This window comes from Clavibacter phaseoli (genome assembly GCF_021922925.1).
GTDB lineage: Bacteria > Actinomycetota > Actinomycetes > Actinomycetales > Microbacteriaceae > Clavibacter > Clavibacter phaseoli.
Window position 1 is genome coordinate 3,007,027 of sequence record NZ_CP040786.1, and the last position, 23,200, is coordinate 3,030,226.

Annotated in this window: 24 protein-coding genes, 1 tRNA gene and 1 riboswitch; of the genes, 11 read left to right on the forward strand and 14 right to left on the reverse strand. The window is 74.0% G+C overall.

From position 1 onward, the window contains the following. Positions 1–10: 10 nt before the first annotated feature. The 8 genes from kdpB to FGI33_RS14410 all read right to left on the reverse strand — a co-directional run bounded on the left by kdpB (position 11) and on the right by FGI33_RS14410 (position 7,336). Entirely contained in the window at positions 11–2,161 is a 2,151-nt protein-coding gene (gene kdpB, locus FGI33_RS14375) for a potassium-transporting ATPase subunit KdpB (protein WP_119434349.1), read from the reverse strand. Continuing rightward, a complete protein-coding gene (kdpA, locus tag FGI33_RS14380; RefSeq protein WP_119434350.1) occupies positions 2,158–3,834 on the reverse strand; it encodes a potassium-transporting ATPase subunit KdpA in 1,677 nt (558 codons plus the stop codon). Before kdpA ends, kdpB begins: the two co-directional genes overlap by 4 nt. Beyond that, positions 3,834–3,938 (reverse strand): K(+)-transporting ATPase subunit F, encoded by a 105-nt coding sequence (gene kdpF, locus FGI33_RS14385; protein WP_043668301.1) that lies wholly within the window; start codon positions 3,936–3,938, stop codon positions 3,834–3,836. The genes kdpA and kdpF overlap by 1 nt, the downstream gene beginning before the upstream one ends. A gap of 253 nt (positions 3,939–4,191) precedes the next feature. After that, complete coding sequence (locus tag FGI33_RS14390; RefSeq protein ID WP_119434351.1) at positions 4,192–4,665, reverse strand: hypothetical protein; 474 nt, start codon at positions 4,663–4,665, stop codon at positions 4,192–4,194. Between the two features lie 60 nt (positions 4,666–4,725). Continuing rightward, positions 4,726–5,250 (reverse strand): putative immunity protein, encoded by a 525-nt coding sequence (locus FGI33_RS14395; RefSeq protein ID WP_237582062.1) that lies wholly within the window; start codon positions 5,248–5,250, stop codon positions 4,726–4,728. Positions 5,251–5,275: 25 nt separating this feature from the next. Then, complete coding sequence (locus FGI33_RS14400; RefSeq protein ID WP_119434815.1) at positions 5,276–5,743, reverse strand: hypothetical protein; 468 nt, start codon at positions 5,741–5,743, stop codon at positions 5,276–5,278. A gap of 52 nt (positions 5,744–5,795) precedes the next feature. Next, positions 5,796–6,596 (reverse strand): sulfite exporter TauE/SafE family protein, encoded by an 801-nt coding sequence (locus FGI33_RS14405; RefSeq protein ID WP_119434814.1) that lies wholly within the window; start codon positions 6,594–6,596, stop codon positions 5,796–5,798. Positions 6,597–6,607: 11 nt separating this feature from the next. Beyond that, a complete protein-coding gene (locus FGI33_RS14410; protein WP_119434813.1) occupies positions 6,608–7,336 on the reverse strand; it encodes an NADPH-dependent F420 reductase in 729 nt (242 codons plus the stop codon). A gap of 408 nt (positions 7,337–7,744) precedes the next feature. On the opposite strand from FGI33_RS14410, the gene FGI33_RS14415 reads away from it, so the two are divergent. Both FGI33_RS14415 and FGI33_RS14420 read left to right on the forward strand, forming a co-directional pair. After that, the gene (locus tag FGI33_RS14415) at positions 7,745–8,446 is read left to right on the forward strand and encodes a GAF and ANTAR domain-containing protein (RefSeq protein ID WP_119434812.1); all 702 of its coding nucleotides are present in this window, start codon (positions 7,745–7,747) and stop codon (positions 8,444–8,446) included. A gap of 46 nt (positions 8,447–8,492) precedes the next feature. Continuing rightward, entirely contained in the window at positions 8,493–9,221 is a 729-nt protein-coding gene (locus FGI33_RS14420) for a GAF and ANTAR domain-containing protein (protein WP_119434811.1), read from the forward strand. A gap of 23 nt (positions 9,222–9,244) precedes the next feature. Here the strand turns inward: FGI33_RS14420 and FGI33_RS14425 are convergent, their stop codons facing one another. Then, the gene (locus tag FGI33_RS14425; RefSeq protein WP_119434810.1) at positions 9,245–9,886 is read right to left on the reverse strand and encodes an HAD family hydrolase; all 642 of its coding nucleotides are present in this window, start codon (positions 9,884–9,886) and stop codon (positions 9,245–9,247) included. Between the two features lie 177 nt (positions 9,887–10,063). Between FGI33_RS14425 and FGI33_RS14430 the strand changes: the two genes are divergently transcribed. Both FGI33_RS14430 and FGI33_RS14435 read left to right on the forward strand, forming a co-directional pair. Then, positions 10,064–10,645: a hypothetical protein gene (locus tag FGI33_RS14430; protein WP_237582063.1), complete on the forward strand. Its 582-nt coding sequence runs from the start codon at positions 10,064–10,066 to the stop codon at positions 10,643–10,645. A gap of 56 nt (positions 10,646–10,701) precedes the next feature. Then, positions 10,702–10,791: transfer RNA gene (locus FGI33_RS14435), tRNA-Ser, on the forward strand. Positions 10,792–10,899: 108 nt separating this feature from the next. Here FGI33_RS14435 and FGI33_RS14440 read toward each other — a convergent pair. Continuing rightward, positions 10,900–11,520 (reverse strand): response regulator, encoded by a 621-nt coding sequence (locus FGI33_RS14440; RefSeq protein ID WP_086521820.1) that lies wholly within the window; start codon positions 11,518–11,520, stop codon positions 10,900–10,902. Then, complete coding sequence (locus FGI33_RS14445; RefSeq protein WP_237582064.1) at positions 11,517–12,695, reverse strand: sensor histidine kinase; 1,179 nt, start codon at positions 12,693–12,695, stop codon at positions 11,517–11,519. The genes FGI33_RS14440 and FGI33_RS14445 overlap by 4 nt, the downstream gene beginning before the upstream one ends. 149 nt (positions 12,696–12,844) lie before the next feature. On the opposite strand from FGI33_RS14445, the gene FGI33_RS14450 reads away from it, so the two are divergent. From FGI33_RS14450 to FGI33_RS14480, 7 genes are all read left to right on the forward strand, one after another. Continuing rightward, complete coding sequence (locus FGI33_RS14450) at positions 12,845–13,924, forward strand: ABC transporter permease (RefSeq protein ID WP_119434369.1); 1,080 nt, start codon at positions 12,845–12,847, stop codon at positions 13,922–13,924. Continuing rightward, on the forward strand, positions 13,921–14,643 hold the full coding sequence (locus FGI33_RS14455; RefSeq protein ID WP_119434370.1) for an ABC transporter ATP-binding protein: 723 nt from the start codon (positions 13,921–13,923) through the stop codon (positions 14,641–14,643). Before FGI33_RS14450 ends, FGI33_RS14455 begins: the two co-directional genes overlap by 4 nt. A 186-nt stretch (positions 14,644–14,829) precedes the next feature. Continuing rightward, complete coding sequence (locus FGI33_RS14460) at positions 14,830–15,963, forward strand: AI-2E family transporter (RefSeq protein ID WP_119434371.1); 1,134 nt, start codon at positions 14,830–14,832, stop codon at positions 15,961–15,963. 58 nt (positions 15,964–16,021) lie between these two features. After that, a complete protein-coding gene (glpX, locus tag FGI33_RS14465) occupies positions 16,022–17,008 on the forward strand; it encodes a class II fructose-bisphosphatase (RefSeq protein ID WP_043584005.1) in 987 nt (328 codons plus the stop codon). Positions 17,009–17,030: 22 nt separating this feature from the next. After that, entirely contained in the window at positions 17,031–17,936 is a 906-nt protein-coding gene (locus FGI33_RS14470; RefSeq protein ID WP_119434372.1) for an alpha/beta hydrolase fold domain-containing protein, read from the forward strand. A 117-nt stretch (positions 17,937–18,053) separates the two neighbouring features. Next, positions 18,054–19,412: an ABC transporter substrate-binding protein gene (locus FGI33_RS14475; RefSeq protein WP_119434373.1), complete on the forward strand. Its 1,359-nt coding sequence runs from the start codon at positions 18,054–18,056 to the stop codon at positions 19,410–19,412. 51 nt (positions 19,413–19,463) lie between these two features. Further along, positions 19,464–19,528, forward strand: a riboswitch (guanidine-III (ykkC-III) riboswitch). A 10-nt stretch (positions 19,529–19,538) separates the two neighbouring features. After that, on the forward strand, positions 19,539–19,862 hold the full coding sequence (locus tag FGI33_RS14480; protein ID WP_119434374.1) for a DMT family transporter: 324 nt from the start codon (positions 19,539–19,541) through the stop codon (positions 19,860–19,862). A 25-nt stretch (positions 19,863–19,887) separates the two neighbouring features. On the opposite strand, the gene FGI33_RS14485 is transcribed toward FGI33_RS14480, so the two are convergent. The 3 genes from FGI33_RS14485 to FGI33_RS14495 all read right to left on the reverse strand — a co-directional run bounded on the left by FGI33_RS14485 (position 19,888) and on the right by FGI33_RS14495 (position 23,129). Beyond that, complete coding sequence (locus tag FGI33_RS14485) at positions 19,888–20,871, reverse strand: carbohydrate ABC transporter permease (protein ID WP_119456830.1); 984 nt, start codon at positions 20,869–20,871, stop codon at positions 19,888–19,890. After that, positions 20,871–21,830, reverse strand: coding sequence for a carbohydrate ABC transporter permease (locus FGI33_RS14490; protein ID WP_204585533.1), 960 nt, complete (start codon positions 21,828–21,830; stop codon positions 20,871–20,873). Before FGI33_RS14490 ends, FGI33_RS14485 begins: the two co-directional genes overlap by 1 nt. 204 nt (positions 21,831–22,034) lie before the next feature. Continuing rightward, positions 22,035–23,129, reverse strand: a complete 1,095-nt coding sequence (locus tag FGI33_RS14495; RefSeq protein WP_237582065.1) for an ice-binding family protein — start codon at positions 23,127–23,129, stop codon at positions 22,035–22,037. Positions 23,130–23,200 lie beyond the last annotated feature (71 nt).

The window sequence follows — 23,200 nt, forward strand, 5'->3', positions numbered from 1 at the left end:
AGGAGGGGGATCAGAAGCCGGGGATCAGGCTGACGACGAGGTCGACGAGCTTGATGCCGATGAACGGCGCGATCACGCCGCCGACCCCGTAGACGAGCAGGTTCCGGCTGAGCACCTTGGAGGCGCTGAGCGGCCGGTAGGCCACGCCCTTCAGGGCCAGCGGGATGAGCGCCACGATGATCAGCGCGTTGAAGACGATCGCGGAGAGGATCGCGGACGCCGGCGAGTGCAGCTGCATCACGTTGAGCACCGCGAGCTGCGGGAAGACGCCCGTGAACATGGCGGGGATGATCGCGAAGTACTTCGCCACGTCGTTCGCGATGGAGAACGTGGTGAGCGCGCCGCGGGTGATGAGCAGCTGCTTGCCGATCCGCACGATGTCGATGAGCTTGGTCGGGTCCGAGTCGAGGTCGACCATGTTGCCGGCCTCCTTCGCGGCCGACGTGCCCGTGTTCATCGCGACGCCGACGTCGGCCTGCGCGAGCGCGGGCGCGTCGTTGGTGCCGTCGCCGGTCATGGCGACCAGGCGGCCGCCCTCCTGCTCCTTGCGGATGAGCGCGAGCTTGTCCTCGGGCGTGGCCTCGGCGAGGTGGTCGTCCACCCCGGCCTCGGCCGCGATGGCGCGCGCGGTGAGCGGGTTGTCGCCCGTGATCATCACGGTGCGGATCCCCATCGCGCGCAGCTCCGCGAAGCGCTCCCTGAGGCCGTCCTTGACGACGTCCTTGAGGTGCACGACGCCGAGCACGCGGCCGGCGCCGGCGGCGTCCTTCATCGCGACGACGAGCGGGGTGCCGCCGCCGTTCGAGACGGACTCGACGACCTCGGTCAGCTCGGCGTGCAGCGTCGAGGGCAGCGGGCGGCCGCCCTCCTCGAGCCACGCGATGACGGCGGACGACGCGCCCTTGCGGACGACCGTGCCGTCGGGCAGGTCGACGCCCGACATGCGCGTCTGGGCGGTGAACGGCACGTCGACGCCGCGGGGCAGCGTGGTCGTGTCGAGGCCCTGGGCGACCGCGAGGTCGACGACGCTGGATCCCTCCGGCGTCGGGTCCGCGAGCGACGACATGGCCGCGGCCCGGGCGAGCTCCTCGGCCCCGACGCCGTCCACGGCCACGAGCTCGCTGGCGCGGCGGTTGCCGTAGGTGATGGTGCCGGTCTTGTCGAGGAGCAGCGTAGTGACGTCGCCGGCGGCCTCCACCGCGCGGCCCGACATGGCGAGCACGTTGCGCTGCACGAGCCGGTCCATGCCGGCGATGCCGATGGCCGACAGCAGGGCGCCGATCGTGGTGGGGATGAGGCAGACGAGCAGCGCGATGAGCACCGGCACGCTCACGGTCGCCGCCGAGTAGGACGCGATCGGGTTGAGCGTGAGCGCCACGATCACGAAGACGATCGTGAGGCTCGCCAGCAGGATGTTCAGCGCGATCTCGTTCGGCGTGCGCTGGCGCGACGCGCCCTCGACGAGGCCGATCATGCGGTCGACGAAGGTCTCGCCGGGCTTCGAGGTGATGCGCACGACGATCCGGTCGCTCAGCACCCGGGTGCCGCCCGTGACGGCGCTGCGGTCGCCGCCGGACTCGCGGACCACCGGGGCGGACTCGCCCGTGATGGCCGACTCGTCGATGGAGGCGATGCCCCACACCACGTCGCCGTCGCCCGGGATCGACTCCCCGGCGACCACGACGACCGTGTCGCCCAGCGTGAGGTCGGCGCTCGACACCTCGCGGAGCTCGGCGCGCTCGGCGCCGGGATCCCCGGAGGCGTCGTAGGTCGCGACGACGTGCGCCATCGTGCTGGTGCGGGTCTTGCGGAGGCTGTCGGCCTGCGCCTTGCCGCGGCCCTCGGCCACCGACTCCGCGAGGTTCGCGAAGACGACCGTGAGCCAGAGCCACAGGGCGATGCCGGCCGTGAAGGTCACGGGCACGGAGCTGCCGCCGGAGGATCCGGCGCCGCCCGTGAAGGGCTCGGCGATCGCGAGGACGGTGGTGAACACGGCGCCGACCTCGACGATCAGCATCACCGGGTTCCGCCACATGAGGCGCGGATCCAGCTTCCGGAACGCCCCGGGGAGCGCCTCGGCGAGCTGCCGGGCGTCGATGGCCCGGGCGCGGGAGGCGGGAGCCGGTGCGGCCTCCGTCTCGGGGGTGGTCAGGACGGTCATGATGCGAGCCCTTCCGCCAGGGGACCCAGCGCGAGAACGGGGAAGTAGGTGAGAGCGGTCACGATGACCGTCACCCCGATGAGGAGGCCGACGAACTGCGGCCGGTGGGTGGGCAGCGTCCCCGATGTCGTGGGGATGCGGTCCTGCGCCGCGAGGGATCCGGCGAGCGCCAGCACGAACACGATCGGCAGGAAGCGCCCGAGCAGCATCGCGACGCCGAGCGCCGTGTTGAACCACGGCGTCGAGGCGGTGAGGCCGGCGAACGCGGATCCGTTGTTGTTGGCCGCCGAGGTGAACGCGTAGACCACCTCGGACAGGCCGTGCAGCCCGCCGTTGAGGATCGAGGTGCCCTCCACGTCGTCGCGGACGGCGGGGATCGCGAAGCTGAGCGCGGTGCCGACGAGCACGAGGATCGGCGTGACGAGGATGTAGAGGCTCGCGAGCTTGATCTCGCGCGGCCCGATCTTCTTGCCGAGGTACTCGGGCGTGCGACCGACGAGCAGGCCCGCGACGAACACCGAGATGACGGCGAGCACGAGCATGCCGTAGAGGCCGGATCCGACGCCGCCGGGGGCGACCTCGCCGAGCATCATGTTGATCATCGGCATCATGCCGCCGAGCGCCGTGTACGAGTCGTGCATCGAGTTGACGGCGCCCGTCGAGGTGAGCGTGGAGGTGGATCCGAACAGCGTCGAGGCGATGATGCCGAAGCGCTGCTCCTTGCCCTCCATCGCGCCGCCGGCGGCCATCGGGGCGGTGCCGGCGCCGTTCAACTCGAAGATCGTGAGCGCGGTGAAGGAGACCAGGAAGATCGTCGCCATCACGGCCGCGATCGCGGTGCCCTGGCGGGTGTCGCCGACCATCCTGCCGAAGGTGCGGGGGAGCGAGAACGGGATCACGAGCATCAGCAGCACCTGGAACGCGCTGGTCCACGCGGTCGGGTCCTCGAACGGGTGCGCGGAGTTCGCGTTGAAGAACCCGCCGCCGTTCGTGCCGAGCATCTTGATCGCCTCCTGCGAGGCCACCGGCCCGCCCGGGATCGTCTGCGTGCCGCCGGCGAGCGTCTGCACGTCCTGGAAGCCCGCGAAGTTCTGGATCACGCCGCCGGCGATGAGGACCACCGCGGTGACGAGCGAGAGCGGGAGGAGCAGGCGGAGCGATCCGCGGAGCAGGTCGACCCACATGTTGCCGATCGTGCCGCTGCGCGTGCGGGCGAAGCCGCGGACGAGCGCGATGGCCACCGCCATGCCGACCGCCGCGGAGACGAAGTTCTGCACGGCGAGCCCGGCGAGCTGGACCGTGTAGCCCATGGTCGCCTCGGGCGAGTACGACTGCCAGTTCGTGTTGGTGACGAACGAGACGGCCGTGTTGAAGGAGAGGCCCTCGGGCACGGCGGGGAGGCCGAGCGCGTAGGGGAGGAAGCCCTGGAGGCGCTGCATCGCGTAGACGACGAGGACGCCCGTGAGCGAGAACGCGAGCACCGCGCGGAGGTAGGCGGGCCAGGTCTGCTCGGAGCGGGGATCCACGCCGATGAGGCGGTAGAGGAAGCGCTCCACGCGCGAGTCGTGGCGCGACTCGTACATGCGCGCCATGAGGTCGCCGAGCGGGCGGTGGACGAGGACGAGGACCAGGACGACGGACGCGACCTGGAGGATCCCGGCGAGCGTGTCCATCAGAACCGCTCGGGGCGGATCAGGGCGTACACGAGGTACACCACGGAGGCGATGCCGAGCACGGCGGCGGCGAGGCCGGCGGCGTCGGCGAACGAGGTGATCACAGCTTCTCCACCCCCCGGCCGACGAGGCCGACGAGGGCGAACAGGACGATGGCGCCTGCGATGTACACGAGGTCGAGCACTGGGGGATCCTCCGTTGAGGGATGCCGCGGCCGGTCGGACGCGGGTGCCCGGCGGGGCACGAGGCACCACTAGACACCTCGCGCGCGGGCGTCCTCACGCATCCATACGGTTCCCTCACGGGCGCGGGGGGAACCTCACGACACTCCTACGCGGGGGATCGGCGGGGCGCGCGTCAGCCCGGGATGGGGAGGTCGACGGGATCGGCGACGCCCGGGCCGCCGCACTGCGCGGAGCCGCCGACGCGGGTCCAGGCGAGGTCGGCCTCCGCCGTCGCGAGCACGGACGCGTCCGCGGCGTAGGCCGTGAGGACGACGGCGTCCGGGGCCGCCATCACGAGCTGCATGGTCCACACGTCCGGGCTCGACCGGACGGCCTCGTAGGTCAGGTCCATCGGCAGGCGGTCGTCGGCGTCGGTGTCCCGCGGATCCTCCGCCGAGCGCGAGCACGCGCTGTCGTCGCACAGCTCCACCCATGCGACGCGCTCCACCGCCTGCGCGCTGCCCGTCAGGCGGACCTCGGCCTGGTTCGCCCACGCGATGGCCGGGCACGCGACGCCGGACGACGCGCACCCGGTCGCGAGCGCCGCGGTCGTGCCCAGGAGGAGGAGCGCGGACAGGACGCGGCGGCTTGCTCGTGCGACGGGCATGCTCGACGGTCGCACGTCCCGGAGCCGCGGTGCCGGACCGTCGCCCGATCGTGACCGGGGTCAGGCGAGGTCGTCGAAGGCGCCCCAGCAGATCGCGCTGCGGGCGCGCTGGTCGGCGAGGACGGCGGCGCGGAGGTGGGCGGGGATCCGCTCGCGCTGCCAGGCGCGCTCGGCGTCGCGGGAGGCGTCCTGCTCGGCGGGCGGGGCGGCGGCGGTGGCCGCGCGGATCGCGTAGGCGGCCGCACCCAGGTCGTGCGCCGCGACGTGCGCGACCGCGACCGCCTGCCCGGTCGCGAGCGCCGCGAAGCGCGCGGGATCCGGCAGGCCCTTCCCGGCGGCGTTCGCGCGGAACGACCGCTGGTGCGCCTCCCTCATCGGCACCTCGCCGCGCACCCAGCCGCGGGCGACCTCGAGCGTCGCACGGAGGATCGGGTCGTCGGGCCGCTCGGCCGCGAACAGCGGCAGCACGTGCTCCGCGCAGGCGATCGCCCACGTCGCGAGCAGCCGGTGGTCGTCGTCGGTCAGCGTGCCGCCGCGGCGCACGGTGATGAGGGCTGGGTCGCGGTCCTTCGGGAGGATGGGCATGCGGGGATCCTGCGCGTCGCGGCCGTCAGTCGGCGACGGAGAGGTCGACGGTGCCGGCGGTCTTCGGGCCCTCGCACCGGTCGAAGGGATCGACCGGCCTCCAGGAGAGCTCGGGCGTCACCTCGGTCACGGTGGCCCCATCCGCTGCCAGCGCGGTGATCGTCGCCTGCGCCGGGGTCGTCATGCCCCGCGCGATCGTCCAGTGGCCGGGGCCGGTGGCGGTGGCCATGTGCTCCGGCCGTTCGGACTCCGGGATGGCCGGCAGACGGGACTGCTCGAGCGTCTGCGAGCATCCCTCCTCGTCGCACATGCGCACGAGCACCACCCGCGCGACAGCCTCCTCGGATCCGACGACCTGCACGTCGAGGGTGTTCGCGTAGCCGGGCTCGTTGCACGCATAGCCGAACGTCGTGCATGCGCTCAGTGAGACCGACGCGAGCAGCGTCGCGGCGAGCAGACCGAGGGCGCGGGGCGCGCGTGCGGTGCGGGGCATGCCCGACCTTCTCACGGGGTCGGCGAGCGGCACCAGGCCAGCGAAGGGGAGATCACCCCGCCCACTCCGCCACCACGTCCGACCCGACCTTCACGATCAGCACCGCGACCACCACGATGAACGCGACGCGGATGAAGCGGCTGCCGCGGGCGACCGCCATGCGGGATCCCGCGTAGCCGCCGACCATGTTCGCGACGCCCATGCCGAGCGCCAGCGCCCAGAGCACGTGGCCCTGCGGGATGAAGAAGGCGAGCGCGCCGAGGTTCGTCGCGACGTTGACGATCTTCGCCTTGGCGCTCGCGAGCACGAAGTCGTAGCCGAGGGCGGTGATGAGGGCGATGATCAGGAACGTGCCCGTGCCGGGTCCGATGAGGCCGTCGTAGAAGCCGATCACCACGCCGAGCAGCGCCGCGATCCCGTGGTGCTTCCGGCCGGTGTGGCGGAGGGCGGCGACGTCGCCGAGCTTCGGGCGGGCGATCGTGACGACGGCCACGACGATCAGCGCGACCACCACGAGCGGCTTGAACACCGACGCCGGCAGGAGCGCCGCGAGGCTCGCGCCGCCGTAGGAGCCGGCCAGCGCGACGGCCGCCATGGGCAGGGCGGTGCGGAGGTCCGGGTGCGTGCGGCGGTACCAGGTGACCGCGCTCGTCGACGTGCCGAACAGCGACGCGAGCTTGTTGGTCGCGAGCGCCTCCACCGGCGTGATCCCCGGCACGAGCAGCAGCGCCGGCAGCTGCAGCAGGCCGCCGCCGCCCACGACCGCGTCGATCCAGCCGGCCGCGAGCGCCGCCAGGATCATGAGCAGCGCGACCGTGACGGTGATCTCGCCGAGCGAGCCGCCGATGTCCACCGGGACGCCGGCTACTCGGCGGAGCCGGCGTCGGCGGCCGTGACGTCCGCCGTCTCGAGCGCCACCAGGCGGCGGATCTCGTCCGCGTCGACGTTCACGCCGAAGAGCGAGCGGCCGGGCTCGAGCACGCGGCCGGCCGCGAGCGGGCCGATGTCGACGGGGTCGAAGCCGAAGGCGTCCACGAGCGCTGCGACCGTGGCGCGCGCTCGGTCGTCGTCGCCCGCGACCGCGATGCCCTTGCGGCCGGGCTCGCCGGCGGGCCGGGGCCCCTCGTCGAGGTCGTGGTAGCCCATGTGGTTGAAGGCCTTGACGACGGTGGATCCGGGGAGGAAGTCCTGCACGAGCTCGCTCGTGGAGGAGGCGGGGTTCGCGAGGTCGTCGCGGTGGCCGTCCACCTCCCACCAGTAGTTCATGGAGTCGACCACGAGCTTCCCCGCGAGCTCCGCGACGGGCACGGAAGGCAGCTTGCCGAGGGGGAGCGCGAGGATCACGACGTCGGCGCGAGCCGCGGCGTCCGCCGAGGTGGTGGCGACGGCGCCGGGCGCGAGCACGTCGACGATGAGCGCGATGCGCGACGGATCACCGGACCCGGAGATGAGCACCGGGTGCCCCGCGGCGATCGCGCGGCGGGCGAGCACCGTGCCGACCTTGCCGGCGCCGAGGATCCCGACGGTGACGGACCGGTCCTCCTCCGACCGGTCGGCGTCGGGTCGGGCGGAGGGGTCGTCGCGCAGCGTCATGCATCCATTCTCCGCGGACCGCGGACCGCCGCCCGTCGCTCGACCACGGCACCGGAGCTGTCCTAGCGTGATCCTCGGCCCTGCGGCATCACGACGCACGGACGGGCGGGATCCATCCGAACCTCGATCCGACGGCGATCCTGGCTCCGGTACCCGCTCGGGCGCCCAGCCGCGGCCATGCGTCACCGACCGGGCGACGAGGCCTCATGCAGTCAGCCCAGACCCCGCTGATGCCGGGTCCGCTCCGGCGGACCCGCCGGTCCCGGCCCGCCCTGCCGGCGGCGCCGCCGCGACGCTAGGCTGACGTGCGGTCGGTACCCGGTCCCTGCGTTCCGCGTCGCCCTTCGCGGACTCGACGGGCCACGGAGGATCTCGTGATCACAGCCATCGCCCCGCACCCGGGGACGCGTGCCTAGGCGCGGCCTCGTCGCCGACGCCGCGGAGGCGCTCGAGCACGCGACGTCGACCGACGCCGACCTCTGCGGCCCCCTCGTCGCCGCCATCGGCATGAGCGGCGCCGCGGTCTCCACGCTCGGGGATCCGCTCGGCAGCGAGACCGTCTGCGCGTCGGACGACCGGGCGGCCCGGCTCGACGAGATCCAGATCGACCTCGGCGAGGGCCCGTGCTGGGAGGCGCTGACCACGCGCCGGCCCGTGCTGGAGCCCGACGTGCAGGGATCCGACGGCACGTCCTGGCCGCTCGCCCGCGAGGCCATGCACGCGACCGGGCTCGGCGCCGTCTTCGCCTTCCCGCTCGTGGTCGCGGGCCTCCGCCTCGGCGCGGTGGACCTCTACTCCCGCACCGCGCGCGACATCTCCGAGCAGGAGGTCGCCGACGCCACCACCCTGTCCCGAATCGTCGCTCGGCAGGTCCTCCGCCGCGCGCTCCTGGCCGCCGAGGGCCCGCAGGAGGACACTGGATCCTGGGGAGGCCGGTTCTCGCGCCGCGAGGTGCACCAGGCCACCGGGATGGTGGTGGCGCAGATGGGGATCCCTCCGGCCGACGCGCTCCTCGTCCTCCGCGGGCACGCGTTCGCCACCGGCCGCTCGCTGCGCGACGTCGCCGAGGACGTCGTGGGCCGCGCCCTCGACTTCAGCCCCGACCGCTGACCCGCACCACCACCGAATGCCCGATCGACCCAGAGGAACCACGACGATGCCGGATACCCGGGAAGCGCAGCTCGTCCACACCTTCGTGAGCCTCGCCGACTCGCTCGTGGGCGACTTCGACGTCGTCGACCTGCTCCAGACGCTCGTCGACCAGGTGACGCTCCTGTTCGACGCGAGCGCGGCGGGCATCATCATCGGGCCGGATCCCGCGCACCTCGAGGTCGTCGCGTCCACGAGCGAGAAGAGCCGGCTCGTCGGGCTGATGCAGCTCGAGGTCGGCGAGGGCCCGTGCGTCGAGGCCGTGACCACCGGCCGGGTCGTGTCCGTCGCCAACGTGCGCGAGATCGCCCACCGCTGGCCGGCCTTCGCGGCGGAGGCGGCGGGCGCCGGGTACGTGTCGGTGCACGCGATCCCGCTCCGGCTGCGCGGGCAGGTCATCGGCTCGCTCAACCTCTTCCGGGAGCACGAGGGCGTGCTCAACGAGGCCGACGCGACGGCCGCGCAGGCGCTCGCCGACGTGGCGACCATCAGCGTGCTGCAGGAGCGCACCATCCGCGACAGCACCGTCGTGCACGATCAGCTCCGCCACGCGCTCGACAGCCGCGTGCTCATCGAGCAGGCCAAGGGCGTCATCGCGCACACCCACGGCGTCGACATGGACGAGGCGTTCCGCCTGATCCGCCGCGAGGCCCGCAACACCAGCACGGCCATGCCGACGATCGCGGCGGGCATCGTGGAGGGGCGCGTGACGATCCGGGCGGCCGCGCAGCCCTAGGGGTCGTCGCCGCCCCGGCGGCGTCAGGCGAGCGTGCCGTCGAGGATCCGGTCGAGCGTGCCGAGGCCCTCCCAGACGTGCGCGTGGATGCCGGCCGCGCGGGCGGCGTCGACGTTCGCGGGCTTGTCGTCGACGAACACGATCCGGTCGGCCGGGCTGCCGAGGCGCTCCACCGCGTGCGGCCACACGTCGGCGTCGGGCTTGGCCTTCCCCATCCGCGCGCTCACCAGCACGACCTGGAAGCGCGCGCCCCAGCCCGCGGGATCCTCGAGCACGTCGGCGAGCTCGTGCGGGGCGTTGGAGAGGATGGCGAGCGGGTATCCCGCGGCGACGGCGCGATCCAGGGCGGCGAGGGTCTGGTCGTCCGGCGCTCCCCAGCGGCGCTGCTCGATCGCGATCAGCTCCGCGAGGTCGTCCTCGCCGGGCGCGGGCAGGCCGAGGTCGCGGGCGACGGCCTCCCAGAACTCCCGCGCGCTGCCGCCGCGGTCGTACGGCTCGCGGTGCGCGTCGAACGCGTCGCGGACGCGGGCCTCCGCGTCCTCGCCACCGGGGGCGTCGGGGTCGAGCGCGCGGCTGATCGCGCCGATGTCGTCCGGCCGGGTGATGAGGACCCCGCCGATGTCGAAGAGGAGCCACGGGAGGGCGGGGTCGCGGTTCTCGGGCACGGGTCTCCTTCGGGACGAGCGGACGGGATCCCTCGAGCATGCCCGCTGCGGGCCCGGAGCGCCCGCGGCGTCCACGGCGTCCACGGCCGTGCGGATCCCGTGAGGGTCGCCCGGCCCGGCGCATGGCTTCCGTCAGGGCCGGCTCCCGCGGCCGGCCGCGGCGGTAGACCTGCTGCCATGACCCTCACCGCGATCCTCCCGTCGCTCCGCCGCAGCATCCCGGATCCGCTCGCCGCCGCCCTCTGGCCCGCGGGCACCGTCGCCACCACCACCGACCTGCGGGTCGGCGACGTCTCCCTCGTCGCGCTCGCCGCGGAGCGCGGCACGCCCTGCACGACGACCGCGGCCGCGGTCGAGCGGGGCAGCAGCGGACGCGCGTCGCGCACGGCACGCGCCTCGGCGGTCGTGCTGCGGATCCTCGCCGTCGCCCCCGCGACCGCCGACGCCCCGCGCGCCCTCCTCGTGGACGCCGACGTCGCCGGCCTCGCCTGCGCGTGGGCGGAGGCGCGGCTCCTCGGCCGGGCGTCGACCGCCGCGGCGCGACCCGCGGAGGTCGGCGGCGAGGCCGTGCGCCTGCCCGCCGACCTCGCGGCCGGCGACCTCATCGCCGTGCCCGTGCCGGCCGCGGTCGAGGTGCGGGGCATCCGCGTGGTCGACGCGGCGATGCCCGTGACGCTCCCGCGCGCGGCCCGGATCGCGTCCGACCCGGTGCGCGTCGAGGCGCCCGTCCCCGTGCGCGCGCTGGCCCCCGCGCGCTGATCCGCCGCCGCCCGCCCCGTGCGGCCGCGGCTCCGCCCTGTACTACACTCGATCCCGGTGGCGTGTCCGAGCGGCCTAAGGAGCACGCCTCGAAAGCGTGTGTGGGGGAGACTCCACCGTGGGTTCAAATCCCACCGCCACCGCCAGCAGGATCCGGCACCGCGCCTCGCGCGCAGCCGGGCATCCGCGCGAAGGGCCCCGGGAGACCGGGGCCCTTCGTCGTGCGCTGGGTCGTCGTCGGGCGGGATCCCTCCTCAGCGCAGCACCCCCAGCTCCCGCGCCGCCGCGACCGCGGCCGTGCGGGAGCTCACGCCGAGCTTCGAGAAGACGTGCACGAGGTGCGACTTCACGGTCGCGTCGGTGATGTGCAGGCGCGCGGCCACGTCGGTGTTCGACGCCCCGTCGGCGACGAGCCGCAGCACCTCGATCTCGCGCGACGACAGGCTCACGCGCGGGGCGCGCATCCGGGCGAGGAGGCGGCTCGCGACCGCGGGAGCGAGCGCGCTCTCGCCGGCCGCGGCCGCCCGTACCGCCGCGAGCAGCTCGGCCGGCGGCGCGTCCTTGAGGAGGTAGCCGCTGGCGCCCGCCTCGACCGCGCTGAGGATGTCGCCGTCGCTGTCGTAGTTGGTGAGGATCAGCACGTACGGGGCCGCCTCCGCCGCCCGGATCTGCCGGGTCGCGTCGGCGCCCGTGCGCTCCTGGCCGAACTGGAGGTCCATCAGCACGAGGTCGGGATCCTCGGACGCCGCGAGCGCGACGGCCTCGGCGGGCGTCGCCGCCTCCCCGATGACGTCGATGTCCGCCGCGGCGTCGAGGACGGCGTGGAGGCCGGCGCGGACCACGGGGTGGTCGTCGGCGATGACGATGCGGATCATGACGGCTCGACCCCCAGGATCGCGGTGATGGCGGTGCCCCGGCCGGGCGCGCTGTCGACGTCGAGGGTCCCGCCGAGCTGGTCCACGCGCTGCGCCATGGCGCGGAGGCCGAACGAGTCGGACGCGCCGGCATCCGCGCCGACCCGGGCCGGGTCGAAGCCCGCGCCGTCGTCGCGCACGGTGAGGGTCGCGTGCGTCGCCGTGACCGCGAGGCCGATCTCCACGACGCTCGCGTCGGCGTGCTGCGCGACGTTCGCCATCGCACCCTGCGCGATGCGCAGCAGGGCCGTCTGCACGTCCATCGGCAGCGCCGGCTCCATCGGCGGGACGGCGACGTCGATGCGCAGCCCCTCTCGGCGCCACTGCGCGCTCAGCCGGCCGAGCGCCGCGCCGAGCCCCGCGTCGAGCGAGGGCGGCGCGAGCTCGCGGATGAACCGGCGCGTGTCGGCGAGCCCGTCGGCCGCGGTCGCCCGGGCCAGGCGGATGTGGTCGAGGCCCGGCCGGTCGCCGTCGGCCGCCTCGGCCGCGTGCAGCAGCATCTGGATGCTGCTGAGGCCCTGCGCGACGGTGTCGTGGATCTCCCGGGCCAGCCGCGCGCGCTCCGTCAGCACCCCCTGCTCGCGCTCGGTCGCGGCGAGCAGGTCGCGCGTGGCGATGAGCTCCGCGACGAGCTCCTCCCGCTCGGCCGACTCGCGGGCGAGCGCCCGGTAGCCGAACCCGATGAGGAGGGCGACGCCCGCGCCGACGAGCGGACCGATCACGCCGCCGATCGTGAACCCGCCGTGCAGCCCGAGCGCGACGACCGCGACGAGCGTCGCGACCACCACGGCGATCGGCCCGGCGGCCCGCGGCAGCGCGTGCAGGTAGAGGAAGAAGAGCGGGAAGACGAGGTAGGCCGCGTCCGGCACGAGCACGAGGAGCGCGACCCACGCGGCGGTGAGCGCGGTGATCCACGCGGCCCCGACGGCCGCCCGCCGCGCCTCGCGCACGACCCGCACGCGGGCGCCGAGCAGGTAGAGCACCGCGAACGCGGCGGCCAGCGCGAGCGCGAGCCCGGTGCGCGGGCCGTCCGCGACGAGCACGCGGACGACCACGAGCGCGAGCAGCGCCGCGACGAGCACGTGCAGTCCGGTGCGGAGCCCCACGAACACGGGGGAGAGGGTGCGGTGGGCCATGTCCCCTGGAGCGTACGGCGGCGCGCGCGGGAGCGGATCCATCGAAAGTGGGAAGCAGGGAGCGAACCTCTCCCCGATGACCGCGCGGGGCCCGACGGCGAGGCTGATCACGGCGGTGGGGAGGGTCCCCGGCGCCGGAAGGGTCCATCGTGTTCGTCGCGTGGCGTGATCTCCGTTTCGCCCGGGGCAGGTTCGTGCTCATCGGCGCGGTCGTCGCCCTCATCACCCTGCTCGTGGGGTTCCTCGCGGGCCTGACCGGCGGGCTCGCCGCGCAGGACGTGTCGGCCGTGCTCGGCCTCCCCGGGGACCGCCTCGTCCTCGCGCAGCCGGACTCCGGTCAGCCGTCGTTCGCGCAGTCCTCGCTCGACGATGCCACGGTCGCGGCGTGGCGCGGCACCGCGGGCGTCACGGCGGTCACGCCCGTCGGCATCGCGCAGGGCCGGGCCACCGGCGCGGGAGCGGATGCGGTCGCCGTCGCCCTGTTCGGGATCCCGCACGGCGCGCCGGCCTCGACCGTCGCCGACCTGGCGCCCCGCGCGGACGACGAGGTCGGGCTGTCGTCCGAGGCGGCGAGCGCTCTGCACGCGTCCGTCGGCGACCGGATCACGATCGCGGGCGCCGCCTACGACGTCGCCTCGGTCGGCGGCGACGCCTCCTACAGCCACACCCCCGTCGTCGCCCTCACGCCGGCCGCCTGGGCGGACGCCGACCGGCGGCTCGGCGGCGACGGCCGCGCGACCGTGCTCGCCGTCTCGGGATCCCCGGACTGGGCCGCCGCCGCGAGCGCCACCCGCACCTCCGCGTCGCCCGCCCTCGCGAGCCTCGGCGCGCTCGAGACCTTCAAGTCGGAGATCGGATCCCTCGCGCTCATGATCGCGATGCTGTTCGGCGTCTCCGCGCTCGTGGTCGGCGCCTTCTTCACCGTGTGGACCATGCAGCGGGCGGGCGACATCGCCGTGCTCAAGGCGCTCGGCGCCTCCGACGCGTCCCTCGTCCGCGACGCGCTCGGGCAGGCGCTCGTCGTCCTGGTGCTCGGGATCGGCGTCGGCATGGCCGCGGTCGTCGGCCTCGGGGCGCTCGCCGGCGGCGCCCTCCCGTTCCTGCTGAGCCCGCTCACCACCGTCCTCCCGGCGGCCGCCATGGCCGTCCTCGGGCTCGCCGGCGCCGCCGTCGCGCTCCGCACCGTCACCCACGCCGACCCCCTCACCGCACTCGGGAGCAACCGATGATCTTCCTCGACGACGTCACCCTCACCTTCCCCGACGGGGACTCCCGCATCACGGCGGTCGACCACGTCACGCTCACCGCGCCGGCGGGCGTCGTGACCGGGATCACCGGGCCGTCCGGATCCGGCAAGTCGTCGATCCTCGCGGTCGCCGCCACGCTGATCCGGCCTGACTCCGGCCGCGTGATGATCGGCGACGTCGACGCGGCGACCCTCGGCCGGAAGGAGGCGACGGCGTTGCGGCGCGACAGCATCGGGATCGTGTTCCAGCAGTCGAACCTGGTGCCCTCGCTCACGGCGCGCGAGCAGCTGCTCGTGATGGCGGAGCTCGGCGGCGGGCGTCGCGACAGGACCGCCGTCCGTCGCCGCGCCGACGCCCTGCTCGACGCGGTGGGCCTCCTCGCGCACGCCGGCAAGCGACCCGCGCAGCTCTCCGGCGGGCAGCGGCAGCGCGTCGCCATCGCCCGCGCGCTCGTGAACTCCCCGTCCGTGCTCCTCGTCGACGAGCCCACGAGCGCGCTCGACCAGGAGCGCGGCGCGGAGATCATGGACCTCATCGCGCAGCTGACCCACGGCCAGGGCACCGCGACGATGCTCGTCACCCACGACCTCGTGCACCGCGCCGCGCTCGACCGGCTCGTCACGGTGGTGGACGGGCGGATCGCCGATGTCGAGGAGGTCGACGCGGCGCGGGCGGCCGGGGCGGTCGCCGCGGCACGCTGACCCGCGCGGCGACCGCCGTGGGCGGATCCCGGGCGGCGCACGGATCCCGCACAGCGACGCGGAGCATCCTCATGCGCACGCATGCGGGACATCGCGGGTCGCCGGCCCGCGCGCACCGCCATGATGGGCGCCGGGCACTCCTCCGAGCGAGGCGGCCTCCTCGCGCATCGAGATCGGAGCACCGCCATGTCCCACGACGTCGAGCCCTCGCCGGGCACGCCCGAACCGGGCACGCCCGCCGACCGCGCCGCCCAGCGCGGCGTCACCCCGGGCGTCCTGCTCGCGGCGGAGTGGTCGTGGCGCCTGCTCGTCATCGGCATCGCGGTCGCCGCCTTCGTGTGGCTCCTCATCGCGGTCAAGGAGGTGGTCATCCCGTTCCTCATCGGCCTCCTCATCTGCGCGCTGCTGGAGCCGCTCGTGGGCGCGCTGCGGAAGCGCCGCTGGCCGGCCTGGCTCGCCATCACGTCGACGCTGCTCGGCACCGCGGTCGTCATCTCCGGGCTCGTGCTCCTGCTCGTCACGCAGATCCGCACGGGCATCCCCACCCTGCAGCGGGAGGCGGTGGACCGGTTCGAGTCCGTCCGCGACCTCCTCGCGCAGCCGCCGTTCAACGTGGTGCCGTCCGACTACGACGCGCTGCTCGCCTCCGCCGGCAAGGCCCTCGAGAACAGCCGCGAGGCCCTGCTCACCGGCGCGCTCGACGCGGGGCTCGGCGTCGGCCACCTCGTCACGGGCGCGCTCCTCGCGTTCTTCACCATCGTCATCGTGCTCATCGACGGCCGGGGCATCTGGCGCTTCGTCGTCTCCGTCTTCCCCCGTCGCGCGCGCCCCGCCATCGACGGCGCCGGCCGCGCGGGCTGGGGCACGCTCTCCGCCTTCACGCGCGTGCAGATCTTCGTGGCGGCCGGCAACGCGGTCGGCATCGGCATCGCCGCGTGGCTGCTCGGGCTGCCGCTCGCGATCCCCATCGCGGTCCTCGTCTTCCTGGCCTCGTTCATCCCGGTCGTGGGCGCCATCGTGTCGGGCGCGTTCGCGGTGGTCATCGCGCTCGTGTTCGTGGGGCCGCTGCAGGCCGTGATCATGCTGGCCGCCGTCATCGGCGTGCACCTGCTCGAGTCGCACGTGCTGCAGCCGCTCGTCATGGGCGGGGCCGTGCACGTGCACCCGCTCGCGGTGGTGCTGGCCGTGGCCGCGGGATCCTACGTCGGCGGCGTCGCGGGCGCCCTGTTCGCGGTGCCCTTCGTCGCCACCCTCAACGTGATGGTCCGGTACATCGCGGGCGGCAGCTGGAAGGCCCGCACCCCCGCCGTAGGATCGTAGGGACGCACCTGCGGAGTCGACGGAGCCGCCCGCGCACGTCTCTACGGGAGGACCCCACATGACCGAGGAGAACTACTCGAATCCGGATCGCAACCTCGGGATGGAGCTCGTCCGAGCCACCGAGGCCGCGGCCATCCGCTCCGCCCCCTTCATCGGCAAGGGCGACAAGAACGCCGCCGACGGCGCCGCGGTCGACGCGATGCGCAAGTTCCTCGGCACCGTCGCCTTCGACGGACTCGTCGTCATCGGCGAGGGCGAGAAGGACGAGGCGCCGATGCTCTTCAACGGCGAGCACGTCGGCAACGGCTTCGGCCCCGCGTGCGACATCGCGGTGGATCCCATCGACGGCACGAGCCTCACCGCCGCCGGCCGCATGAACGCCCTCTCGGTCATCGCGGTGAGCGACCGCGGCAGCATGTTCGACCCGTCGGCCGTCTTCTACATGGACAAGCTCGTCACGGGGCCCGAGGGCCGCGGCGTCGTCGACCTCGACCGCCCCATCGGCGACAACATCCGCGCGCTGGCCGACGCGAAGGGCCTCGCCGTCGAGGACATGCAGGTCGCCGTGCTGGACCGGCCCCGTCACGCCGACCTCATCGCGCAGATCCGCGCGGCCGGCGCCTCCACCCGCCTCCTGCTCGACGGCGACGTCGCCGGCGGCATCAACGCGGCCCGCCCCGACTCGCGCATCGACATGTGCGTCGGCATCGGCGGCACCCCCGAGGGCATCATCACGGCGTGCGCGATCAAGGCGCTCGGCGGCGTGCTCCTGTCCCGCCTCGCGCCCAAGGACGAGGCCGAGAGGCAGCGCGCGATCGACGCGGGCCACGACCTCGACCGCATCCTCGACCAGGACGACCTCGTCACGGGCGACAACGCCTACTTCGTCGCCACGGGCGTCACCGACGGCGCGCTCGTCGCGGGCGTCACCCGGCACCGCGGCATGATCCGCACCTCGAGCATCGTGCTCCGCTCGCACTCCGGCACCATCCGCCGCGTCGAGGCCGACCACCTGGTCTCCAAGTGGTACAGCCCCGCCAGCTGAGCCGACCCGAGCCGACCCCGTCATGACCCGCACCCGCCGCAGCCTGCTGTCCCGGCTCGTCCCGCCCGTGATCGCGGTCGTCGGCGGGCAGGGCGAGTTCGCGTCGCCCGCGCGCACGATGGGCGGCGCGCGGCGGCGGGTGGTCCGGCCCGGGGCGTTCGCGCCGCCGCCGCTGCTCCGCGGCGTGCGGGTGACCGCCCGGATCGAGGGCGGCTGGCACGTCTACCGGGTCACGCCCACGGGTCCCGGCTCGCGGCGGCGCGCGCTCTACGCGCACGGCGGCGGCTGGACCCACGAGATCAGCCCGTTCCACTGGTGGCTGGTCGCGGGCCTCGCGCGGCGGACCGGCACGACGTTCACCGTGCCCATCTACCCGCTCGTCCCGTCGGGCACGGCCGCCGACGTGATCGCGCGCACGGCGGACCTCGCGGAGCAGCTCGTCGCCGAGGTCGGCCCCGGGAACGTGACGCTCATGGGCGACTCGGCCGGCGGGCAGATCGCGCTGTCTACCGCCATGGCCCTCCGCGACCGGGGCGTGCCCGCGCCGCGCGACGTCGTGCTCCTCTCGCCCGCGCTCGACCTGTCGTTCACGGATCCGCTCATCGCGCGCATCCAGCCGACCGACCCGTGGCTCGCGGTCGACGGCATGCGCGCCGCCGTGGAGTCGTGGCGCGGCGACCTGCCGGTGGAGGATCCGCGGGTCAGCCCGCTGCACGGATCGCTCGCGGGGCTCGGCCGCGTGACGGTGTTCTCCGGCACGCACGACATCCTCTTCGCCGACGCGCGCGCCCTCGAGCGGAAGGCGGCCGCGGTCGGGCACCCGGTGCGGATCCACGTGGAGCCGAACCTCCTGCACGTGTACGCGCTGATGCCGATCCCCGAGGGCGCCCGCGCGCGTGACGCGATGGTGGAGCTGCTGCTCGCCTGAGGCCGCCGCGCGCGCCCGGCGCCGCCACCTGCCGCCGCCGCCCGGATCGCGGCGGGGGAAGCGGCGTACGTTCGAGGAGCGGGCGACGGGGCCCGCCGTGCTCTCGGAGGTATCCACATGACCAGGACTCGCAGGACGCTCGCGGTCGTCGCGGCGGCCGCCACCGCCACCCTCCTCGCGGGATGCGGATCCGGCGGCACCGGCGCGGCCGACGCCTCGTTCACGACGGAGGCCGCCGGCACCCTGAAGGCCTGGGCCTTCGACGGCGCCGACGACGTCGGCGAGGCCCGCCTCGCGCACGCGGCCGACGCGCTCACCGGCGTGACGATCGACCTCGACTCCACGGCGTTCGACGCGCAGAAGTTCACGACCCGCGTCGCGAGCGGACAGACGCCCGACGTGGTGCAGATGGACCGCCAGTTCGTGGCGACCTACGCGGCGCAGGACCTGATCCTCCCGCTCGACGAGTGCTACTCCGTGAACGACGTCGACCCGGCGGAGCGCTTCTACGAGTCGGTCACGAACGACATCCGCTACGACGACGAGATCTGGGCCGTGCCGCAGTTCTTCCAGCCGCCGGCGATCATGCTCAACGAGCGCGTGCTCTCCGCGGCCGGCGTCACGGCCGACCAGTTCGACACCTCGAAGCCCGACCAGCTGCTCGACGCCGTCGGGAAGGTCTACCGGGAGTCGGGCGGCGACCCCGCGGTGCTGGGCCTCGACGCCGTGCCCACCGCGCAGGCCGCGCTCTGGATGCTCGGCTTCGGCGGCCAGCTCGTCGACGCCGACGGGAAGCCCACGCTCGACGACGCGTCCAACCTGCCCGGCCTCGAGTTCCTGAAGCGGCTGTCCGACGCCCAGGGCGGCTACGCGAAGGGCAAGGGCTTCAGCGACGCCTTCGACACCTTCGGCGACGGCAACCAGTTCGTGAAGGACCAGGTCGGCGCGCAGATCGACGCCCAGTGGTACCTCAACGTGGTCGCGCCCTACCGCGACGACATCGACATCTCGGCGGTGCCCTTCCGGGACGCAGAGGGCCAGCCGTTCGCCGTGGCGGGCGGATCCGCGTTCGTGATCCCCGCGGGCGCCGCGAACAAGGACGCCGCGTGCGCGTGGATGCTCGACCTCACGAGCCAGGAGTCGTGGGAGGCCGCGGGCGACGTGCGCGCCGCGACCGTGACGGAGAACGGCGGCATCAACACGGGCCTGTTCACGGGATCCCCGGCCGCCGACCAGGCGATCCGCGACGCCCACGTCGTCCCGAGCGGCGACGACGGGATCGACCAGGCCATCGCGACGTTCTACGACGTGGTGGCGGAGGGCCGCTCGATCGGCGGGTCGCCGGCGGGGCAGCAGATCCAGGGCGAGCTGCAGAACGCGGTCGCCTCGACGCTCCTCGGCGACAAGACGCCCGAGCAGGCGCTGACCGACGCGCAGACGGCGGCCATGCGGGCGTACGAGCAGGCGGCCCGCTGATCCGCGGCTGACCTGCACATGGCGTGATCAGGGCGCCCGGGTACCGTCGGACCCGAGCGCCCTCCCGCGCTCCCGGACGACGGATCAGTACCCGGAACGCGACAAGACTGGCCAGGTGGAGAAGCCATGTCGTGGATCGTCCTCATCGTGTCCGGGGTGCTCGAGGCCGTCTGGGCCACCGCCCTCGGGAAGTCCGCCGGGTTCACCAAGCTCGGGCCGTCGATCGTCTTCGGCGTCGCGGTCGTCGCGAGCATGCTGGGCCTCGCCTACGCGATGCGCGAGATCAGCACCGGCACCGCGTACGCCGTGTGGGTCGGCATCGGCGCCTCGCTCACCGTGACCTACGCCATCGTCACGGGATCCGAGCCCGCGAGCGTCGTGAAGGTCCTGCTGCTGCTCGGCCTCGTCGGCTGCGTCATCGGCCTCAAGCTCGTCGACACCGGGCACTGAGCTGGCGCGGCGCGGGCCGGGCGGGTCAGCCCTTCCGGCCCTGCGTCGCGATGCCCTCCACGAAGTAGCGCTGCCCGAACGCGAAGAGCACGAGCATCGGCAGGGTGACGAGGAGCGCCGCGACCATCACGAGCTGGTAGTCGCCCTGCCCGCCGTTCGTGGGGCTGAACGCGGTCATCGCGTAGGAGAGCCCGAGCGGCACGGTGAAGCCCTCGACGCTGCCGGCGTTGAGGTAGATGAGCGACGCCTGCAGGTTGTTCCAGCTGGCCTGGAACTCGAAGATGAAGATGATGACGAACGACGGGATCGACAGCGGCAGCGCGATGCGCCGGAACATCCCGAAGTAGCTGGCGCCGTCGAGCCGCGCGGCCTCGAAGAGCTCCCGCGGCAGCCCGAGGAAGAACTGGCGCTGCAGGAAGATGTAGAAGGCCGAGCCGAACAGGTTCATGCCGAACAGCGGGATCCACGTGCCGATGAGCCCGAGGTTCTTCCAGATGAGGAACTGCGGCACCATCGTCACGGCGCCCGGCAGCATCATCGTCGCGAGCACCAGGCCGAACAGGATCCGCCGCCCGGGGAACCGGAAGTACGCGAAGCCGAACGCCACGAGCGCGCTCGAGATCGACACGAGCGCCGCGGAGAGCAGCGCGATCGCGAGGCTGTTGCCCATCCAGCCGAGGAGCGGCAGCTGCTCCCACACCTCGACGTAGTTCTGCGGCGTGAACGTGCGCGGCCAGAGGGAGTTGTCGAAGACCTCGCCGCGCGGCTTGAGGCTCGCGGCGAGCAGCCACGCGAAGGGGTAGAGGAACAGGAGCGCGAACGCGACGAGCAGCGCTGTGACGAGGGCGCGGCCGATGCGGGAGCGGACCCGGCGGACGCGGTCGGGGTCGCGCCGCTCGGGCGACGGATCCCGTGACGGCAGCGGCGTGAGGGCGGCGGCGAGGCGCGGATCCCCGGTCGCCGCGGCCGGCGTCGCGGCGGCGCCCGGGGTGCGGTCGGTGACGGCCATCAGCGGTCCCCCTCGTAGTAGACGAACCGGTTGCTCAGCTTCACCTGGATCAGCGTGATGACGAGCACGATCACGAACAGCAGCCACGCCATCGCGGCCGCGAACCCGAAGTCGAACGAGCGGAACGCCTGCTGGAACAGGTAGACGCCGTAGAACAGCGACGAGTCCGGCGACGCGTTCGTCTGGTCCCGCCAGAACAGCAGGTAGGCCTGGTCGAAGACCTGCAGCGCGGCGATCGTGAGGACGACGACGTTGAAGAAGATGGCGCCGGAGATCATCGGCACGGTGATCGCGAAGAACTGCCGCACGGGGCCGGCGCCGTCGAGGGCCGAGACCTCGTAGAGCTCGCGCGGCACGTCCTTCAGGGCGGCCAGGAAGATCACCATGGTGCCGCTCACGCCCCACAGCGTCATGAGCACGATCGACGGCTTCACCCACGCGGGGTCGATGAGCCACTGCGGGCCGTCGATGCCGATGGCCTCGAGCCCCTCGTTGACGGCGCCCGTGTTGCCGTTGAGCAGCAGCAGGAAGACGCTCGCGGTGGCGACCGTCGGGGTCATCTTCGGCAGGTAGTAGAGGGTGCGGAAGATGCCGGCCCCGCGGCCGAGGCGGGCGAGGAGGATCGCGAGCAGGAGCGCCAGGCAGACCTCGAACGGCACGGCGAGGACGCAAAAGAAGAGCGTGTTGCCGAGGCTCAGGGCCACGCGCGGATCCGAGAAGAGGCGCTCGTAGTTCTCGGTGCCGACCGGGGTGGCCACGTCGGTCGCGAGGTTGTAGTCGCTGAACGACACCACGAGGCTGTAGACCATCGCGCCGAGCGTGAAGACGAGGAACCCGACGATCCACGGGCTGATGAAGAGGTAGCCGGCGATCGCCTCGCGGCGGGCCATGCGGGAGCGGCGGGGACGGGGCGGCCGGTCGGCGGGGGATCTTCGCGCGGGGCGGCTCGTCGTCGTCATGGTGGTCCTCGTCGACTGGTGGATCGGAGCGTCGTCGCTCCTGCTGCCGACCCTAGACCCGCTCCTCCTCGGCGTCCGGGGCGGGTCCCGGCGGCTGTCCGGGAGGCGCCGGGACCGCGTCGGCCGGCGCCCGCGCCGGTCCCGGACGTGCGGACGCCCGCGCTCGGGAGCGCGGGCGTCCGGTGGCGCGGTCGTGCGGTGGCGTCAGCGACGTCGGCGGCGGGTGCGCACGGCGATGACCGCGACGACGCCGGCCGCGAGGGCCGCGGCGCCGAGGGCGAGCTCGATGACGAGGCGCGCGCCGTCGCCGCCCGTGCGCGGGAGGCCGGGGTGCGCGGGCGGCACGTCGGCGGGCGGGGTGCTGCCCCCGGGGACGTCGCCGGTGGGCGTGGGCGTGGGCGTGGATCCGGCGGGCGGCGTGGGCGACGGGGCGGGCGTGGATCCCGCGGGCGAGGTGGGCGACGGCTGCGGCGTGGACGTGGGCGCCGGCGTCGGGGTGACGACGGGCGTGGTGCCGGAGCCGACGGGCGAGGTCGTGGTGCCGCAGGTGGAGGAGATGAACGCGTCGTCGTCGAGGGTGACGGATCCGTCGCGGGCGAGCACGTGGCCGTCGACCGTGGCGCCGGTGCCGACCGAGACGCTCGTGAGCGCGAGCACCGTGCCCGCGAAGCCGGATCCCGTGCCGAGCGACGCCGAGCTCGAGACCTGCCAGAACACGTTGCACGCCTGGGCGCCGTCGACGAGCGACACTCGGCTGCCCGAGCCGGTGGTGAGCGACGACGGGGCCTGGATGACGAAGACGGCCGACGGGTCGCCCTGCGCGTCGAGCGTGACGGTGCCGGTGAGGCCGAGCGGGCCGGCGGCCGTGTACACGCCGGGGGTGAGGGTGGATCCGACGAGGTCCGCGGGCACGGCGGCCGAGCTGGGGCGGCCGGCGGCGTCGTCGTACGCGGTGGTGAGGTCGGACTGCGCCTGGCCGGCCGCGGCGTCGGCCGCGTGCGTCGCGCCGCCCACGACGCCGGGCGGGAAGCCCGTGACGGACGCGGCGGGGCTGGTGCCGAGATCCGCCGAGAGGGTGGTGGGACCGGTGTTGGTGACGCCCTGGCCGGCGAGCACCGAGTACGACGCGGCGGTGCCGAGGCCCACGGTGGCGGTTGCCGCGAAGGCGCTCGCCGGGGCGAGGAGGGCGGCGCCGAGACCGGAGGCGGCGACGGCCGCGACGGCCAGCGAGGCGACGGCGACGGCCCCTGTCCGGGTCCGACGGGATGAGGACGTGCGGGCATGGCGCGACTGGTGCATGGGCAGCTCTCGTCGGAGGGGATGGCGGGTGGAACCGCGACCGTATCGACGGGCCGTCACGCCGCGTGCGC

Bases quoted from the DNA above. Each gene is read 5' to 3' on its own strand.
- FGI33_RS14445 (WP_237582064.1), bottom strand. From the start codon at position 12,695: ATGGCCCACCGCACCCTCTCCCCCGTGTTCGTGGGGCTCCGCACCGGA.
- FGI33_RS14430 (WP_237582063.1), top strand. From the start codon at position 10,064: ATGACCCTCACCGCGATCCTCCCGTCGCTCCGCCGCAGCATCCCGGAT.
- FGI33_RS14480 (WP_119434374.1), top strand. From the start codon at position 19,539: ATGTCGTGGATCGTCCTCATCGTGTCCGGGGTGCTCGAGGCCGTCTGG.
- FGI33_RS14485 (WP_119456830.1), bottom strand. From the start codon at position 20,871: ATGGCCGTCACCGACCGCACCCCGGGCGCCGCCGCGACGCCGGCCGCG.
- FGI33_RS14410 (WP_119434813.1), bottom strand. From the start codon at position 7,336: ATGACGCTGCGCGACGACCCCTCCGCCCGACCCGACGCCGACCGGTCG.
- FGI33_RS14460 (WP_119434371.1), top strand. From the start codon at position 14,830: ATGTCCCACGACGTCGAGCCCTCGCCGGGCACGCCCGAACCGGGCACG.
- FGI33_RS14475 (WP_119434373.1), top strand. From the start codon at position 18,054: ATGACCAGGACTCGCAGGACGCTCGCGGTCGTCGCGGCGGCCGCCACC.
- FGI33_RS14390 (WP_119434351.1), bottom strand. From the start codon at position 4,665: ATGCCCGTCGCACGAGCAAGCCGCCGCGTCCTGTCCGCGCTCCTCCTC.
- kdpA (WP_119434350.1), bottom strand. From the start codon at position 3,834: ATGGACACGCTCGCCGGGATCCTCCAGGTCGCGTCCGTCGTCCTGGTC.
- FGI33_RS14440 (WP_086521820.1), bottom strand. From the start codon at position 11,520: ATGATCCGCATCGTCATCGCCGACGACCACCCCGTGGTCCGCGCCGGC.
- FGI33_RS14400 (WP_119434815.1), bottom strand. From the start codon at position 5,743: ATGCCCCGCACCGCACGCGCGCCCCGCGCCCTCGGTCTGCTCGCCGCG.
- glpX (WP_043584005.1), top strand. From the start codon at position 16,022: ATGACCGAGGAGAACTACTCGAATCCGGATCGCAACCTCGGGATGGAG.
- FGI33_RS14420 (WP_119434811.1), top strand. From the start codon at position 8,493: ATGCCGGATACCCGGGAAGCGCAGCTCGTCCACACCTTCGTGAGCCTC.
- FGI33_RS14495 (WP_237582065.1), bottom strand. From the start codon at position 23,129: ATGCACCAGTCGCGCCATGCCCGCACGTCCTCATCCCGTCGGACCCGG.
- FGI33_RS14470 (WP_119434372.1), top strand. From the start codon at position 17,031: ATGACCCGCACCCGCCGCAGCCTGCTGTCCCGGCTCGTCCCGCCCGTG.
- kdpB (WP_119434349.1), bottom strand. From the start codon at position 2,161: ATGACCGTCCTGACCACCCCCGAGACGGAGGCCGCACCGGCTCCCGCC.
- FGI33_RS14490 (WP_204585533.1), bottom strand. From the start codon at position 21,830: ATGACGACGACGAGCCGCCCCGCGCGAAGATCCCCCGCCGACCGGCCG.
- FGI33_RS14395 (WP_237582062.1), bottom strand. From the start codon at position 5,250: ATGCCCATCCTCCCGAAGGACCGCGACCCAGCCCTCATCACCGTGCGC.
- FGI33_RS14455 (WP_119434370.1), top strand. From the start codon at position 13,921: ATGATCTTCCTCGACGACGTCACCCTCACCTTCCCCGACGGGGACTCC.